Below are 15,433 nucleotides of genomic sequence, written 5' to 3'. Positions count from 1 at the left end.
CCGGAGTTCGCAGTCCGTCAGGTTCCCGGCTCGGTGCTCGTCCCAGTACTTCCACATGTCGGTGCCGGAGCCCCGGGAGCGGCTCCCGGGGGCTCGACGCGTTCGGCGGACTACCAGGTGAAGGCGCTCGACTGGGCGCTCGTCGCCGTGCAGTACGAGGTGAACGTGCCGCCCGCGTTGGTCACGACGAACTTGAGGGACCAGTTGGCGGCGCTCGGCGTGCCCGACAGGGCGGCCGAGTCGGTCGTGTCGCCGGTGGCCAGGGACCCGGAGGTGAGCGGGAGGGGGCCGAAGGACAGCGGGTCGCCCGTGCTCGCCGCCGGGTGGACGGCGCCGGAGAACTGCACCTCCCCGCCGGACGCCTTGGTCAGCTTCAGCGTCGTCGTCACGGAGTTCGCCGCGTACGGGAACTGCGCCACGATGTCCGCGGAGTCGAGCTTCACGCTCTTGACCCCGCCGGAGTCCGCCGCGGTCAGGGTGATCGTGCCGCTGCCCGCGGCGTCACAGTTGTACGACGCCGTCGCGGTCGCCGGGGCCACGGCGAGGGCCGGGCCGGCCAGCGCCAGCGACGCCCCGAGGGCGCCGGAGGCGGCGACGGCGGTCAGGACGGATCGGCGCGTCGACAAGCGGTTCATGTGGGGTGCTCCTTCTTGGCAGGTGCCGTATTCCTGAGAACTGAGCTGTCTGCGAGAGCCGGGCCCGGCGTCACGGACCGAGTACAGCCCATGATTCTTCGGCGGCGATTGGCGATCACTTGGGACCGGGCCGCCGGTGACGGAGGGTGAGGAGAGCGGAACGGGCCTGTCAAGATGGGGAACTGCCTTGTCAAGATCAAGCCATCTCCACAGAATGGCCATGCTGTGTCTTCGCGGGGGGCGGGACATTCACAGTCCTGGAAGGAGGCGGCATGACGGTCTGTCTGTCGTTTCAGGTGCTGGGCCCGCTCAAGGTGAGGGTGGACGGGCGGCCGTTGCTGCTGCGCAGCGCACGACAGCGCACGGTGCTGGCCGTACTCCTGCTGACCCCCGGCCGCGCTGTCTCCGTGGACGCGCTCGCGGACGCCGTCTGGCACGGCGAACCCCCCGTCACCGCCCGCAACCAGATCGCGATCTGCGTCTCCGCGCTGCGCAAGACGTTCCGTGACGAGGCGGGAGTGGACGGCCTCATCGAGACGCAGCTCCCCGGCTACGTCCTGCACAGGGAGGACCACTACGTCGATGTGGCCGACCTGTACGAGTCGGCCGCCGCCGCGCGCGCAGCCGCCGAGGCCGGGGACACCAACGAGGCCGCCGCCCGCTTCGAGGACGCCCTCGCGCTGTGGTCGGGGCCGGTCCTCGACGGCATGGGCGACAGTGTCCTGAGCGGCGCGGTCGACCGGATCACGGAGCTGCGCAACAACCTGGTGGAGGAGTACGCCGCCGTCCAGCTCCGGCGGGGCCGCTACCGGTCCGTCGTGGAGTCGCTCGGGCCGCTCGTCGCCGAACACCCGCTGCGCGAGGACGCCCGCGCCGTCCTCATGCGCGCCTACCACCTCTCGGGCCGCCGCTCCGAGGCCCTCGACTGCTACCGCGAGGGCCGCCGCATCCTCGTCGCCGAACTCGGCGTCGAACCGGGCGCCGAACTGCGCGAGCTGCACCGTACGGTCCTGGCGGGCGACGTCCGCGCCCAGCCGCACGCCACCGCGACACCCCCCGAGACGGCCCGCCCGCACGAGGAGTCCGGCCCCTGGGACGCACCGGCCGCGACGCCCTTACCGCACACGCCGGCCGAGGCCCTCCCCCGATACGCCCTCGGCCTCCCCGAGCCCGCCCGCCCCCACCAGGAGACCGCCCCCTCCCGGGAGGAACGCCACCCCGAAACCCCCCGCTCCCACGAGGAACCCGCCCTCTGGCACGGCCTCGCCGCCCTCGAATCCGCCCGCCCCCGCCCGGAGTCCACCACCCCGGCCACCCCCGCCCGCCGGCTCCCCCTGCCCCCCGAACCGTTCGTCGGCCGCACCGCCGAACTGGAGCTGCTGCGCCGCCTCGTCCCCGGCCGCGACGACACCACGGCGGCCCGGGTCGCCATGGTCTGGGGCGGCGCCGGCACCGGCAAGAGCGCCCTCGCCCTGCACTGGGCCGACCGGCACGCCGAGCACTTCCCCGACGGCCGCCTCCACCTCGACCTCCAGGACCCGCACGGCGGCGGCCCCCAGGACGCCCTGGGCCGGGCCCTGCGCGCACTCGGCGTCCCCGGCGCCGCCATCCCCGAACACCTCGCGGACCGCACCGCCCTGTACCGGCGCACCCTCGACGGCCGGCGCCTCCTCGTCCTCCTCGACGACGCCCGCTCCGCCGACCAGATCCGCCCCCTCCTCCCCGGCCCCGGCCCCGCCCGAGCCCTCGTCACCGGCCGGGACCCGCTGCCCGCACTCGACACGACGACCGCCGTGACCCGCCTCGAACTGGGCGCCATGAACCCGGCCGACTCCCTCGGCCTCCTCACCGCCACGATCGGCGCGCACCGCGTGACGGCCGAACCGGAGGCCGCCCGGCACCTCGTGGAACTGTGCGACCTGCTGCCCCTGACCCTGCGCGTCGTCGCCACCCAGCTCCTCTCCGACCACCGCCGCTCGCTGCACGAGACGGCCGCCCGCCTGGCGCAACGCCGGGAACGCGCCGGCGCCCCGGAGGCGGACAGCGACGTCGGCGTGGGCGTCCGCCTCGGCTACCGGGCCCTGTCCGCCCAGGCCGCCCGGCTCTACCGCCGGCTGAGCATGCTGGACGTACCCGACGTCCCGGAGTGGATCGGCTGCCCCGTCCTCGGCGTCACCCCCGACGCCTCCGAGGAACTCCTGCGCCGGCTCGTCGCCGCCCAGCTCCTGGAGGTCCGCCCCGCCAGGGCCGGCACCGCCCGCTTCCGCTTCCCCGGCCCGCTGCGCCGCTTCGCCCGGGAACGCTGCCTCGCCGAGGACACCGCGCAGGACCGCGCCCAGACCCTGGACCGCGTCCTGTCCGCCGTCCTCACCCTGGTCTACGCCGCCCAGGAACAGCTCTACGGCAAGGGAGCCGTCCCCCACGACGGACGCCTCGCCGCCGAACCGGCGCTCGGCGACACGGCCGGCGAACTCGTCGCCGACCCCATCGAATGGTTCGAGGACGAACGCGAGACGCTCGGCGGACTCGTCGCCCAGGCCGTCCGCGAAGGACGCACGGAACCCGCCTGGCTCCTCGTCGCCGGAGCCGTCCCCTTCTACGAGACCCGCAACCACCTGGACGACTGGCGGCGCACCGCCGAACACGCCCTCGACGGCGCCCGCCGCAGCGGCGACACCCGGGGCGCCGGCACCATGCTCCGCTCCCTCGGGACCCTCGCCATCTACCAGCGCCGCCACCAGGAGGCCCGCGAACTCCTGCGCACCGCCCTGGACCACCTGGAACACACCGACGACACCCAGGGCCGCGCCATCGTCCGCCGCAACCTCGCGGTGTGCGCCCGCTTCCTCGGCGACCTCACCGAGGCGGCCCGCTACTGCGAGGAGTCCCTCGTCCTGTTCCGGCACGCCGAGGACAACTCCGGACTCTCCCACGCCCTCGGCCTCCTCGCCCAGATCGAGATCGAACAGGGCAACCCCGAACGCGGCGTGAGCCTCAGCAACCAGGCCATCGAGGTCAGCTACGAGGCCGGGTCGCTGCGCAGCCGCACCCAGAACCTCTACCGCCTCGCCGAGGCGCTGCTCGGCGCGGGCCGCTGCGCGCAGGCCGAACGGATCTGCCACGACGTCGTCGGCCTCGCCCGCGGCCAGGGCGACCGGCTCGGCGAGGCGCACGGCCTGTGCGCGCTCGGCGAGGCGCAGTGGCGGCAGAACGACCCCTGCAAGGCCCGCGCCGGCCTGCTGCGCGCCCGGCGCCTCGCCGAGGAGGTCGGCGACCGCTTCCTCCAGGCCCGCATCGTCACCCACCTCGCCTGCGCCGAAGCCGTTCGTGGCGGCTCCGGCGCAGACGCGCCCCTGGACTGGGCGGAGAAGGAGTTCCGGGCCCTGGGCGCCCCGCTGTGGGAGCGCCGGGCGGGCCGGCTGCGCGAGGTGCTCGACGCCCATGACACGGCCCGTCCCGTCGAGGGATCGGTCCTGGCCGGACTGCTCGCCGACCGCTGACCCGCGGCCCGTCAGGTCCAGGGCAGATCGCTCTGGACCGCGGCGACGCTCGTCCACGGCAGATCGCCCGTCGCGTCCGCTCCGATGCCCACGACGAGCAGCAGCGGAAGAAGAATGAGGGCACCCGCGAGTGTTCGGTGCTTGCGCATGTCTGTTCTCCCCGTTGAGTAATTCTTTTCCAGTGCTTCCGTTCGGTGCTCGTGAAACATCCTAGAGGGATGCGCTTTTGGCGCGATTTCGACACCGTTTCGGCCTCTCGAAATCGACTCGATAACGCGGGAAAAGGGGCGGCTCATAGAGTGGGGAGCGCTCAGCAAGTCGTTTCGCGGGGGAGGCCGAACTTTGCTGAACTCCGCTGGAGTGCTCACATTCCGGCTGCTCGGCCCGGTCTCCGTGACCAGGGAGGGCTCGGACGTCCCGCTCTCCGGAGCCAAGATCCACACCGTGCTCGCCGTGCTGCTGATGGCACGCGGCACGCTCGTCGCCGACAGCCGGCTCAGCGCCGCGCTCTGGGGAGACACACCACCACCCACATCGAATTCACAGATCTATGCCCATGTCTCACGGCTGAGAAAAACACTGGGGAACTGTGCGCAGATCTTCAGGAAAGGACCCGGATATGTGCTTGAGGTCCGCGAGGCCGACGTCGATCTGTTCGCCTTCGAACGGCTCGACAGACTCGGCCGCGAGGCCCTCGAACAGAATCGGCCCGAGGAGGCCGGCCGGCTGCTCGGCGGCGCGCTCGACTGCTGGAGCGGCCAGGCCCTGGAGAACGTGACCGAACACCTCCAGCGGTACGAGCGGCCCCGGCTGGAGTTCCGGCGCACCCAGGCGCTGGAGCGCCGGATCGAGGCGGACCTCTCGCTCGGCCGGCACCGCGCCCTCGTCCCCGAACTCCTCTCCCTGGTCGCCCGCTTCCCGCTCGACGAGACGCTGCGCGCCCACCTCATCACCGCCCTGCACCGCTGCGACCGCCAGGCCGAGGCCGTCCAGGTGTACGACGACGGCCGCCGCGTCCTCGACGAGCAGCTCGGCGTCGTACCCGGCCGCCGGCTCGGTGACACCTATCTGCGGATGCTGCGCGGCGAGGGCGCCGACCCGCCGCCCGTGCTGCTGCCCGCGAGGGCCGCCGCGTTCACCGGGCGCGCGGTCGAGGCGGACCGCCTCAGGTCGCTGCTCCTGGGCGCCCGCCTGCGGGCGGCGCTGGTCACGGGCGGGCCCGGCAGCGGCAAGAGCGCCCTCGCCGTGGAGGTCGCCCACGGCTGCGCGGAGGCGTTCCCGGGCGGCGCCGTCCACGCCCGGCTCCGCGACCCCGACGGAACCGCCCGCCCGGCCGCCGCGGTCCTCGCCGAACTCCTCGCCGCCCTGGGGGAGTCCGGCACGGCACGAGCGGGCTCCGACGACCTCCTACGCCGCTACCGGGCCCGGTCGGCGGACGCCGGGCTCCTCGTCGTCCTCGACGACGCGGCGGGCGACGCCCAGCTCAGGGCGCTGCTGCCGGTGGGCCGGGGCAGCGCGGTGCTGGTCACGAGCCGGGCCCCGCTGACGGCCGTACCCGCCGAGCACACCCTGCGGCTCGGGCCGCTGGACGACGAGGACGCCGTACGGCTGCTCGGCCAGTTCGCCGGGGCCGGGCGGACGCGCGCGGAACCCGGGGCCCTACGGGAGCTGGCGGGGCACTGCGCGGGGCTGTCGGCGGCGCTCAGGGCTGCGGGGGAGCGGCTGGCGGAGCGCCCGCGTCTCGGGGTGGGCCGGCTCGTCGCGCGGTTCACCGAGCCGCGCGGCCGGCGGGCCGTGCTGAGCCGGGGCGGCCCGCTCGGCGCGGACGCCCGGACCCTGCTGGCCCGGGTCGTGGCGGACGGCCGGCTCGCGGCCGAACACACCGACGCGGACGGCGCGTTGGCGGAACTCGTCGATGCCGGGCTCCTCCTCCGGGAACCCGGCGGCGACCACTACCGCCTCCACCCGCTGGCCCTGCTGCACCCCGGACCGACACCACGGGGAACGCCGGCCCGCTCCCGACGGACGACGCAAGGAAACGGAAATGGAAAAGGAAGGTGACCGCCATGAGTGAAGCGGTGCAGGCCCTCCACTCGGCCATCGAGGAAGCGGCCGGGCTCCTGGAGGTGGCGTACCGGAGGGACGACGTACTGCGCGTCCTGAACCTGTACGGAGGTGAACTCGCCGAGGCCGTCGTCGCGTTCCGGGTCGCGACCGGCGCGGGGCGGGCAGGTGAACTCGACTGCCGGTTCACCGTCCCGCAGAACCTCGACCCGTATCGACTCGCCGTGGACAACGGCCTGCTGGAGAAGACCGACCACCCTGTCTCCCGGCTCCTCGTCGACCTCGCCGAGAGGTGCCCCGTCGACGGCTACGGCATCGACTTCGGGGTCGTCGGCGGCTTCAAGAAGATCTGGGCCGTCCTGCCGCGCACCGGACTCCAGGACGTCAGGACACTCGCCGCGCTGCCCTCGATGCCGGGCAGCCTCGCCGCGAGCCTCGACTTCATCGACCGGCACGGCCTCGGGGACACCGTCGGCCTGCTCGGCGTCGACTACCACCACCGCACCGTGAACATCTACTTCGGCGAACCGCCCGCCGGGGGCCTGGCCCCCGAGTCGGTGCGGGCCATGCTCCGCGAGGTCGACCAGGCCGAACCCAGCGAGCAGATGCTCCGCCTCGGCCGCCGGGCGTTCGGCGTGTACGTCACCCTCGACTGGGACTCCCCGGCCATCACCCGGGTCTGCCTCGCCGTCGCGACGACCGACCCGGAGTCCCTGCCGGTCGAACTCGACGACCGCATCAGGCGGTTCGTCCGGCACGTCCAGGCCGCCGACCCGCAGACCCGGTTCGTGTACGCCGTCGCCTCCCAGCCCGACGGCGAGTACTACAAGCTCCAGTCCTACTACCGGTGGGGCGCCGGCGTGCCGGACATCATGCAGCTCCCCGACGACGCCCCTCTCCTCACCGATTCCCTTGAGAAGGAAGCATCATGAGCACCCTCGACGTACCTGTTCTGATCGTCGGAGGCGGCGGCTCGGGCCTCGCCGCCTCCGTGTTCCTCTCCGCCCACGGCATCGAGCACCTGCTGGTGGAGCGCCGCGCGGACACCTCGCGCCTGCCGAAGGCGCACTACCTGAACCAGCGCACGCTGGGGATCTTCCGCCAGTACGGCCTCGCGGACGATGTCACCGAACTCGCGGCCGGGCCCGAGGAGTTCGGCAAGGTTCGCTGGCAGACCACTTTGACCGGACCGGGCCCGCTGGACGGCCGTGTCATCCACGAGATGGACGCCTTCGGGGGCGGCGCGCTGCGCGCGTCGTACGAGGCGGCGGCCCCCGTTCTGCCCGCCAAGCTGCCGCAGCTGCGGCTGGAGCCGATCCTGCGCCGCCATGCCGAGGAACGGGGCCCGGGGCGGGTCAGGTTCGGGCACGAGGTCGTCGGGCTCACCGAGAACGCCGAGAACGTCACCGCCGAGATCCGTTCCGTCGAGACCGGTGAGACCACGACCGTCGTCGCGCAGTACGTGATCGCCGCGGACGCGGGCCGCACCGTCGGACCCGCCCTCGGCATCGGCATGGAGGGCCTGCCCGCCCTGTTCGACGCGACGACCGCCTACTTCTCCGCCGACCTGTCGCCGTGGTGGACCGAGGGCTCGGTCATCACCTGGTTCCTCAACCCCTACCGTCCCGACCTGTCCAGCGCCCTCATCGAGATGGGCCCGACCTGGGGCAAGCAGTGCGAGGAGTGGGGGCTTCACCTGCCGCTCGCCGGCCTCGACCGCACCGACGAGACGGCCGTCATCGGCCGTATCCGCGAGGTCCTCGGCCTGCCCGAGCTGGAGCTGACCCTGCACGACGTCACCAGCTGGAGCGTGGAGGCGGTCATCGCCGAGCGCTACCGGCAGGGCCGGGCCTTCCTCGTCGGCGACGCCGCCCACCGGCAGCCGCCCGCCGTCGGACTCGGCCTCAACAGCGGCATCCAGGACGCGCACAACCTCGCCTGGAAGCTCGCCTCCGTGCTGACGGGCCGCGCGGGAGACGGCCTGCTCGACACGTACGAGGCCGAGCGCCGCCCGGTCGGCCAGTTCAACCTGGGCTGGGCGATGTCCGCCGCCGGACACCACCAGGTCGTCATCGACGCCGCCGTGGGCCTCGGCCCGCACGTGCCGCCGGAGCGCCGCACCATGGCGTTCTTCTCCTACTTCTCACCGACCCCGGTCGGCGCCGCACAGCGCGCCCGCGCGGCGGAGATCTTCGCCACCCACCGCGCCGAGTGCCAGGCCCTCGACGTCGAGACCGGCTTCGCGTACGAGCAGGGCGCGATCGTCCCCGACGGCAGCCTCCCGCCCGTCCGCTCACCCCTCGGTGACGTGTACCGGCCCACGACCCGCCCCGGCCATCTCCTGCCGCACGCCTGGACCGAGCGGGACGGCGACCGCCTCTCCACCCACGACCTCGTCGGCACCGCCTTCACCCTGCTCACCGGCCCCGGCGCCGCCGCGTGGGCCGAGGCCGCCGAACAGGTCGCCGACAAGCTCTCCGTGCCGCTGACCGTCGCCCGCGTCGACGAGGACACCTGGCGGAGCCTGCCCGGCACCGACCCGGCGGGCGCCCTTCTCGTCCGCCCCGACCAGCACGTCGCCTGGCGGGCGACCGGCACGGAGACCGACCCGGCCGAGGCCCTGGCCGAGGCGCTCGGACTCGTCCTCGGCCACCGCGCCCCGTGACCCGCCGCCCGACCGCCCGCCCGCACCGCCTCACGAACACGGAAGAAACACCATGATCGACAGAAGGTCCTTCCTCGCCGCCGGCGGCGCCGCCCTCACCGTGACGGCCCTCACCGGTGCCGCCCAGCCCAAGTCGCCCACCGTCGGCGGCCGTTGGGGCAAGCTCGCCGACCGGCTCCAGGGACGCCTCGTGCTCCCCGCCGACGCCGACTACCAGCGCGCCAAGCAGCTCTACCAGGTCCAGTTCGACAGCGCGGCCCCCCAGGCGGTCGCCTACTGCGCCTCCGCCGCCGACGTCTCCGCCTGCGTCCGCTTCGCCGCCGCCCACGGCATCCCCGTCGCCGCCCGCAGCGGCGGCCACAGCGCGGCCGGCTACTCCACCACGCAGGGCCTGATCATCGACGTCTCGCGGCTCAACTCCATCACCCTGGGCGAGAGTTCCGTCCGGATGGGGCCCGGCGCGCAGCTCGTCGACATCGCCGACACCCTCGCCCCCGCCGGGCTCGGCATCTCCGCCGGGTACTGCCCGACCGTCGCCGCCGGGGGGTTCCTCCAGGGCGGCGGCATGGGCCTGTTCACCCGCAGCATCGGCATCGCCTCCGACAAGGTGACCGCCGCGCAGGTCGTCCTCGCCGACGGACGGACCGTCACCGCCTCCGCGAAGTGCAACAGCGACCTGTACTGGGCGCTGCGCGGCGGTGGCGGCGGCAACTTCGGGATCGTCACCTCCTACGACATCACCCCCTCACCACTGACGAACGTCGCCGCCATCAACCTCGTGTGGACCTTCGACCAGTCCCTCGACATGCTAGACGGCTGGACGCAGTGGCTGCCGGACGCGCCCTGGACCATCGGCAGCGGCGTCAACGTCACCCTCACCGACGCGGGCCCCAGCGGCGTGCCGACCGCGTCCGTGTTCCTCGGCTCCGTCGACACCGGCGCCGGATTCGACGCGGAGATCGCCCGCCTCATCTCCCTCGTCGGCCGGCCCCCGGTCTACCAGCAGAAGTTCACCGCCCCCTACCGGGCGATCCTCATGCAGCTCTACCAGTGCTCCGAACTGTCCGTGCAGCAGTGCCACCGCGCCGACACCTCCCCGGACGGCAAGATCCAGCGCCCCGCGTTCGGCGCCTGGCGCAGCCGTCTCTTCAAGGAGCGCGGCATGCCCCGCGACGGCTGGGCCAAGGCCCTGGAGACGTTCGACGGCAACCGGTTCGCGGGCGGGCAGATGCGCCAGCTCCAGATCTCCGCGCTCGGCGGCCGGGCCAACACCGTCGCCCGCGACGCCACCGCCTACGTCCACCGCGACAGCCTCTTCTCCGTCAGCTACCTCACCTCCAACGCCGCCTCCGTCAGCACCGAGGCCAAGGACGCCGCCTGGGAGTACGTCGACGCCGGGTTCGCCGCCATCGACCCCTACTCGCAGGGCGAGACCTACCAGAACTTCATCGACCCCCGGCTGCCCGACTGGCGGCGCTCCTACTACGCCGAGAACTACGCACGGCTGGCCCGGATCAAGCGGACGTACGACCCGCACGGGTTCTTCCGGTTCGCCCAGAGCATCGGCTGACCCGCACCGCCCGGCCCCCTCGGAGGGGCCGGGCCCGTCCTCCGCCACCAGGCCGCACCAGACAGGAGCACGACATGAAGATCGCGGACCTCACGCGCCCGGCCCCGCTGCGCCTGCCCCAGGGGATCACCCCGGCCGAACTGCGCCGCGCCACCGCCCGCCTGACCGCCCACATCAGCGCCAGAACGGACGACGACGGCGCGATACGCGAACAGTGCGAGAGCCGGGTCCTCGAATCCGCCCTCGCTCTCTCCCTCATGACCCGCACCGGCACCGCCTCCCCGGCCCGCGAACGCCTCCTCGGCTATCTGCGCGGCCACCTGGACTCCCCGGACCCCCTCGACCTGGTCCTCGCCACCCACGCCGTCGAAGGCGCCGCCGGACGCGCGGCGGGCGGCAACAGCGTCCTCGCCGGCACCCTCGCCGCAAACATCCTCGGCTCCGCGCCCGGCTTCATCTCCACGCGCCGCCGCCTCATGGTGTACGCCGTGCTGTCGGTCCTCGGCTGCCCCCTGCCCGCCGACGCGGAACTCCCCGGCGGCGGACACGTCCCCACCGACCCCCTGCACTCCTGGGCCGCCGTCCAGCAGGCCGCGATCACCCTGATCCTGGCAGGCGCCCTCGGCGTCCGCAACGAGGCCACCGAAGCCGCCCTCGACACCCTGCTCGCCACCGACCCCGGCGCCACCGTCTGGGAGGGCTACGCCCTCATGCACCTCCTGGTGCTGCACGCCCTCGCCGGCACCGGCCGCCACGACGACACCGTACGCCGCGGCCTCACCACCCTCCTGAACCACCAACGCCCCGACGGCGGCTTCCCGTTCGTCCTGGAGATGCACAACTGGTGCACCTCCACCGGCGGCCTCGCCCTGCACGCCGCCGGCGCCGACCTCGCGCTGCTGCGCCGCATGGCCTCCACCCTCGCCGCCGAACGCGGCGGCGCCCCCCTGCCCTCCCTCTCCCGGGGCGTGCCCCTCACCGGCGGCTGGTCCATGTCCCCGGCCGTCGCCCAGAACGACGTCGACGATACCTCCTGCGCCCTGGAGTTCCTGCACGCCGTCGACCCCGTCGCCCACGCCGGGACCGTCCGGGCCGGCGTCGCCGCCCTCCTCGCCGTCCAGGGCCACGACGGCGGCTTCCCCACCTACGTCGCGGGAGCCTCGTCCGAACCCTGCATGACGGCCGCCGCCGTCGGCGCCCTCGGCCCGCACCCCGAGACCGCGCCCCAGCGCGCCAAGGCCCTCGCCTTCCTCGCCGAGCACCAGGACGCGGACGGCGGCTTCGAACCCGGCTGGAGCCGCAGCCGCCTCCACAGCCTCTTCCGGGTGAGGCTCGCCTCCTGCACAGCCCACCCCGACGACCTGCGCTCCGGCGCCATGGCCGCCCGCGTCGAACGCACCGTCCTCGACACCCAGAACGACGACGGCGGCTGGGGCATGCGCCCCGGCGACCCCAGCGACGACATCAGCACCGCCTACGGCATCGTCACCCTCTGCCACGCCGACGACCCCCGCGCCCTCGGCGCCGCCCTCACCTGGCTCCTGGAGCGGCAGAACGCCGACGGCGGCTACGACGGCCCGCCCGACATGGTCGGACCACGCCCCTTCGCCTACCACTTCCCCCTGCTCACCGACATCCCGGTGCTGCTGGCCCTCGGACACGTCCGGGCCCGCCTCCTGGACACGTGAGCCCAGAGAAGAACACCGTCCCCCACAGAACACTGGAGACACACGCATGCTGCGAAAACTGGCCGCCCTGCCCAGCGGAAGGGTGGGCAAGTGGGTCGTCATCGCGATCTGGGCCGTGATCCTCGTCCCGGCGCTGATGCTCGCCGGGAAGCTCGGTGACGCGGAGGAGAACGACAACTCCGCCTGGCTGCCGGGCAACGCCGAGTCCACCGCTGTCGTCGAGCGCGCCCAGAAGCTGATGCCCGCCGACACCGTCCCCGCGATCGTCGTCTACGACCGGGCCGCCGGGACCACCGCCGCCGACCTCGCCAAGGCGCGCGCCGACGCCACCGCGTTCAAATCCATCACCAATGTCGTGGGCGAACCCCAGGGCCCGGTGGTCTCCGAGGACGGCAAGGCCCTCCAGACCGTCGTCCAGGTCCGCAAGGACAAGACCGGCTGGGAAGGGCTCGGCAAGGTCGTCGACGCGATGGCCGAGGTCGGCAAGAAGGATGCGGACGGGCTCGGCTTCCACGTCGCCGGGCCCGCCGGGTACGGCGCCGACTCCATCAAGGCGTTCGGCGGGGGCGGCGCCCTCACCACCATCACCGCCCTGGTCGTCGTCGCGATCCTGCTGCTCACCTATCGCAGCCCGCTGCTCCCCCTGCTGCCGCTGCTCACCGTCGGGGTCGCCCTGATGGCGGCGGAGGCGTTCATCTACCTGCTCGCCGAGAACGCTGGACTGGTCGTCAACAAACAGACCAGCTTCATCCTCGTCGTCCTCCTCTTCGGCGCCGCCACCGACTACGCGCTGCTGCTGATCTCCCGCTACCGGGAGGAACTCGCCCGCCACGAGGACCGGCACGAGGCGATGGCCGAGGCCCTCTACCGGTCCGGGCCCGCGATCGTCGCCAGCGCCGCGACCGTCGCCGTCAGCCTCATGCTCCTCACCCTCGCCGTCCTCAACTCCACCAAGGGCATGGGCCCGGCCTGCGCGATCGGCATCATCGTCGGCCTGCTCGCCATGACGACCCTCATGCCGGCCCTCCTCGTCGCCTGCGGGCGGTGGATCTTCTGGCCGAAGAAACCCGTGTACGGCGCCGAGGCGCAGGTCAAGGAGAGCGTCTGGGACCGGGTCGGCAAGGTCATCGCCGGCCGGCCGCGCCTGGTGTGGGCCGGGACGGTCGTCGTGCTCGGCGCGATGGCGCTCGGCGCGCTCGGGCTGAATGCCTCCGGGCTGTCCAACAAGGACCAGTTCACGAACAAGCCGCAGATGGCCGTCGGCGAGGAGATCCGCGCCGAACACTTCCCGGCCGGCTCCGGCGACCCCGTCTACGTCGTCGCCAAGGCCGACGCCGCCGACCAGGTCAGGACGGCGCTCGCGGCCGTGCCCGGGATCACCGGCGTCGGCGACCCCGTCGTCAAGGACGGCGAGGCGGTCCTGCTCGCCCAGCTCAAGGACGAGCCCAGCAGCGAGGCGGCGATGAGCGCCGTAGACCGCGCGCGCAGCGCCGTCCACAAGATCGAGGGAGCGGACGCGCAGGTCGGCGGGTCCACCGCGATCATGGTCGACACGGAGAACGCGGCGGCACGCGACTCGAAGGTGATCATCCCGATCGTCCTCCTCGTCGTCCTGCTCATCCTCGGACTGCTCCTGCGGTCCGTGGTCGCGCCGCTGCTGCTGATGGCGACCGTCCTGCTGTCGTTCGGCGCCGCCCTCGGCGTGAGCAGCCTCGTCTTCGAGCACGTCTTCGGCCTCGCCGGAGCCGACGCCTCGTTCCCGCTGCTCGCGTTCGTGTTCCTCGTCGCCCTCGGCATCGACTACAACATCTTCCTGGTCACCCGCGTCCGCGAGGACGCCGCCCTGCACGGCACCCGGCGCGCCGCGCTCACCGGCCTCTCCTCCACCGGCGGGGTCATCACCTCGGCGGGCGTCGTTCTCGCCGGCACCTTCGCCGCGATGGCCTCCCTGCCGCTGGTCTTCGCCGTCGAACTCGGCTTCGCTGTCGCGTTCGGCGTCCTCCTCGACACGCTCGTGGTGCGCTCGGTGCTCGTCACCGCGCTCACCCTCGACGTGGGCCGCTGGATGTGGTGGCCCAGCAAGCTGTTCCACCGCCGCGACGACGCCGGCACCTCGGCGGGCGAGAGCGGGCAGGTACCCGCCTACAGCGGCAGGTGAACCGCCTCCGCCACGGCGACCCCGCCGGGGTCCCGTGGCGGAGGCCACCTCACGCACGGATTCACAGCAACGGGGGCAAGAGATCTATGCACACGGAGACGAGGGACAGGGAAGACCGCCGCGACACCACGACGGAAGGCACCGGTGCGCGGCGCATCGCCGAACTCGAACACGAGGTCCGCGAACTCAGGCGCGCCAACGAGACACTCAAGCAGTACGTCAGCAAGGCACTCGACCTCGACACCGGTCCCCGGCGCGAGGACCGGGCGGGCGCGCGGGGCCCGGGACCGGACACGAACACGGACCGGCCCGGCGTGCGGCTCACGGACCCGGAACGGCCCTCGCGCCGGCCCGCGCCCGCCACCGGCGTCGAGTTCCGGGTCCTCGGCCCCGTCGAGGCGGCCGTCGACGGGCGCCGGGTCGACCTCGGGGCGCCCAAGCAGCGCGCGGCGCTCGTCCTGCTGGTCAGCCAGGTCGGCCAGCCCGTCTCCGTCGACACGCTCGTCGACGCGCTGTGGGAAGGACGGCCGCCGCAGTCCGCGATCACCTCGCTGCACGCCTACATCGCCAACCTGCGGCGCGCCCTCGAACCCCACCGCGCGCCGCGCACCCCGGCCACCGTGCTGTGCACGCGCGGACGCGGCTACCTCCTCGACAGCCGGGCCGTCGAGGTCGACGCCCACCGCTTCTGGGAGCACGCCACCGCCGGCTGGCAGGCCCTGGACCGGGGCGATCCGCAGCGCGCCCTGTACGCGTTCGAGGCGGGCCTCGCCCTGTGGCGCGGCGAGGCGTACGCCGAGGTCGCGGGCGCCCCGCACGTCGCCCCCGAGGCCGTCCGCCTGGAGGAGCTGCGCCTGTCGGTGACCGAGGGACGCTGCGCCACCCTCATCGCTGTCGGCAGCCACGAGATGGCGGTCCCCGAACTGGTCGCCTTCACGCAGGCCCACCCCCTGCGGGAGTACGGCTGCGAACTCCTCACCCTCGCCCTGTACCGGTCGGGCCGGCAGGCCGACGCGCTGTCGGTGCTGCGCGCCCACCAGAAGCGGATGGTCGAGGGCCTCGGCATCTCGCCCAGCCCCGCCCTGCAACACCTGGAGCTGGAGATCCTGCGCCAGGCCCCGGAGCTGGAACGCTCCTGAGCACCCGGTGCGGT

At 73.4% G+C, this 15,433-nt stretch carries 10 protein-coding genes; 8 read left to right on the top strand and 2 right to left on the bottom strand.

Annotation, left to right across the window (positions count from 1 at the left end):
• Nucleotides 1-110: 110 nt before the first annotated feature.
• Nucleotides 111-635, bottom strand: coding sequence for a hypothetical protein (locus ABZX85_RS29250; protein WP_355874730.1), 525 nt, complete (start codon nucleotides 633-635; stop codon nucleotides 111-113).
• Between the two features lie 272 nt (nucleotides 636-907).
• On the opposite strand from ABZX85_RS29250, the gene ABZX85_RS29245 reads away from it, so the two are divergent.
• The gene (locus ABZX85_RS29245; RefSeq protein WP_355874728.1) at nucleotides 908-4,135 is read left to right on the top strand and encodes a BTAD domain-containing putative transcriptional regulator; all 3,228 of its coding nucleotides are present in this window, start codon (nucleotides 908-910) and stop codon (nucleotides 4,133-4,135) included.
• 11 nt (nucleotides 4,136-4,146) lie between these two features.
• Here the strand turns inward: ABZX85_RS29245 and ABZX85_RS29240 are convergent, their stop codons facing one another.
• The gene (locus ABZX85_RS29240; protein WP_355874725.1) at nucleotides 4,147-4,284 is read right to left on the bottom strand and encodes a hypothetical protein; all 138 of its coding nucleotides are present in this window, start codon (nucleotides 4,282-4,284) and stop codon (nucleotides 4,147-4,149) included.
• A 193-nt stretch (nucleotides 4,285-4,477) separates the two neighbouring features.
• On the opposite strand from ABZX85_RS29240, the gene ABZX85_RS29235 reads away from it, so the two are divergent.
• From ABZX85_RS29235 to ABZX85_RS29205, 7 genes are all read left to right on the top strand, one after another.
• Nucleotides 4,478-6,196 (top strand): AfsR/SARP family transcriptional regulator, encoded by a 1,719-nt coding sequence (locus ABZX85_RS29235; RefSeq protein ID WP_355874722.1) that lies wholly within the window; start codon nucleotides 4,478-4,480, stop codon nucleotides 6,194-6,196.
• A 5-nt stretch (nucleotides 6,197-6,201) separates the two neighbouring features.
• Nucleotides 6,202-7,131 carry an aromatic prenyltransferase gene (locus tag ABZX85_RS29230; RefSeq protein WP_355874719.1) on the top strand — a complete coding sequence of 310 codons (930 nt, stop codon included), beginning with the start codon at nucleotides 6,202-6,204 and terminating at the stop codon, nucleotides 7,129-7,131.
• Nucleotides 7,128-8,864, top strand: a complete 1,737-nt coding sequence (locus ABZX85_RS29225) for an FAD-dependent monooxygenase (protein WP_355874716.1) — start codon at nucleotides 7,128-7,130, stop codon at nucleotides 8,862-8,864. The genes ABZX85_RS29230 and ABZX85_RS29225 overlap by 4 nt, the downstream gene beginning before the upstream one ends.
• 52 nt (nucleotides 8,865-8,916) lie before the next feature.
• A complete protein-coding gene (locus tag ABZX85_RS29220) occupies nucleotides 8,917-10,434 on the top strand; it encodes an FAD-binding oxidoreductase (protein ID WP_355874713.1) in 1,518 nt (505 codons plus the stop codon).
• Nucleotides 10,435-10,508: 74 nt separating this feature from the next.
• Nucleotides 10,509-12,122 (top strand): prenyltransferase/squalene oxidase repeat-containing protein, encoded by a 1,614-nt coding sequence (locus ABZX85_RS29215; protein WP_355874710.1) that lies wholly within the window; start codon nucleotides 10,509-10,511, stop codon nucleotides 12,120-12,122.
• A gap of 46 nt (nucleotides 12,123-12,168) precedes the next feature.
• Entirely contained in the window at nucleotides 12,169-14,280 is a 2,112-nt protein-coding gene (locus ABZX85_RS29210) for an MMPL family transporter (RefSeq protein WP_355874707.1), read from the top strand.
• 86 nt (nucleotides 14,281-14,366) lie between these two features.
• Nucleotides 14,367-15,419 (top strand): AfsR/SARP family transcriptional regulator, encoded by a 1,053-nt coding sequence (locus tag ABZX85_RS29205; RefSeq protein ID WP_355874704.1) that lies wholly within the window; start codon nucleotides 14,367-14,369, stop codon nucleotides 15,417-15,419.
• The last annotated feature ends 14 nt before the right edge of the window (nucleotides 15,420-15,433 follow it).

The organism is Streptomyces sp. NPDC004539, assembly GCF_040610055.1.
Classification (GTDB): domain Bacteria; phylum Actinomycetota; class Actinomycetes; order Streptomycetales; family Streptomycetaceae; genus Streptomyces.
Note: the sequence above shows the minus strand (reverse complement) of the source record. Positions and strands in the feature narration are given on the sequence as shown.

Coding starts and splice junctions, on each gene's coding strand:
- ABZX85_RS29250 (WP_355874730.1), bottom strand. CDS start 635: ATGAACCGCTTGTCGACGCGCCGATCCGTCCTGACCGCCGTCGCCGCC.
- ABZX85_RS29245 (WP_355874728.1), top strand. CDS start 908: ATGACGGTCTGTCTGTCGTTTCAGGTGCTGGGCCCGCTCAAGGTGAGG.
- ABZX85_RS29240 (WP_355874725.1), bottom strand. CDS start 4,284: ATGCGCAAGCACCGAACACTCGCGGGTGCCCTCATTCTTCTTCCGCTG.
- ABZX85_RS29230 (WP_355874719.1), top strand. CDS start 6,202: ATGAGTGAAGCGGTGCAGGCCCTCCACTCGGCCATCGAGGAAGCGGCC.
- ABZX85_RS29225 (WP_355874716.1), top strand. CDS start 7,128: ATGAGCACCCTCGACGTACCTGTTCTGATCGTCGGAGGCGGCGGCTCG.
- ABZX85_RS29220 (WP_355874713.1), top strand. CDS start 8,917: ATGATCGACAGAAGGTCCTTCCTCGCCGCCGGCGGCGCCGCCCTCACC.
- ABZX85_RS29215 (WP_355874710.1), top strand. CDS start 10,509: ATGAAGATCGCGGACCTCACGCGCCCGGCCCCGCTGCGCCTGCCCCAG.
- ABZX85_RS29210 (WP_355874707.1), top strand. CDS start 12,169: ATGCTGCGAAAACTGGCCGCCCTGCCCAGCGGAAGGGTGGGCAAGTGG.
- ABZX85_RS29205 (WP_355874704.1), top strand. CDS start 14,367: ATGCACACGGAGACGAGGGACAGGGAAGACCGCCGCGACACCACGACG.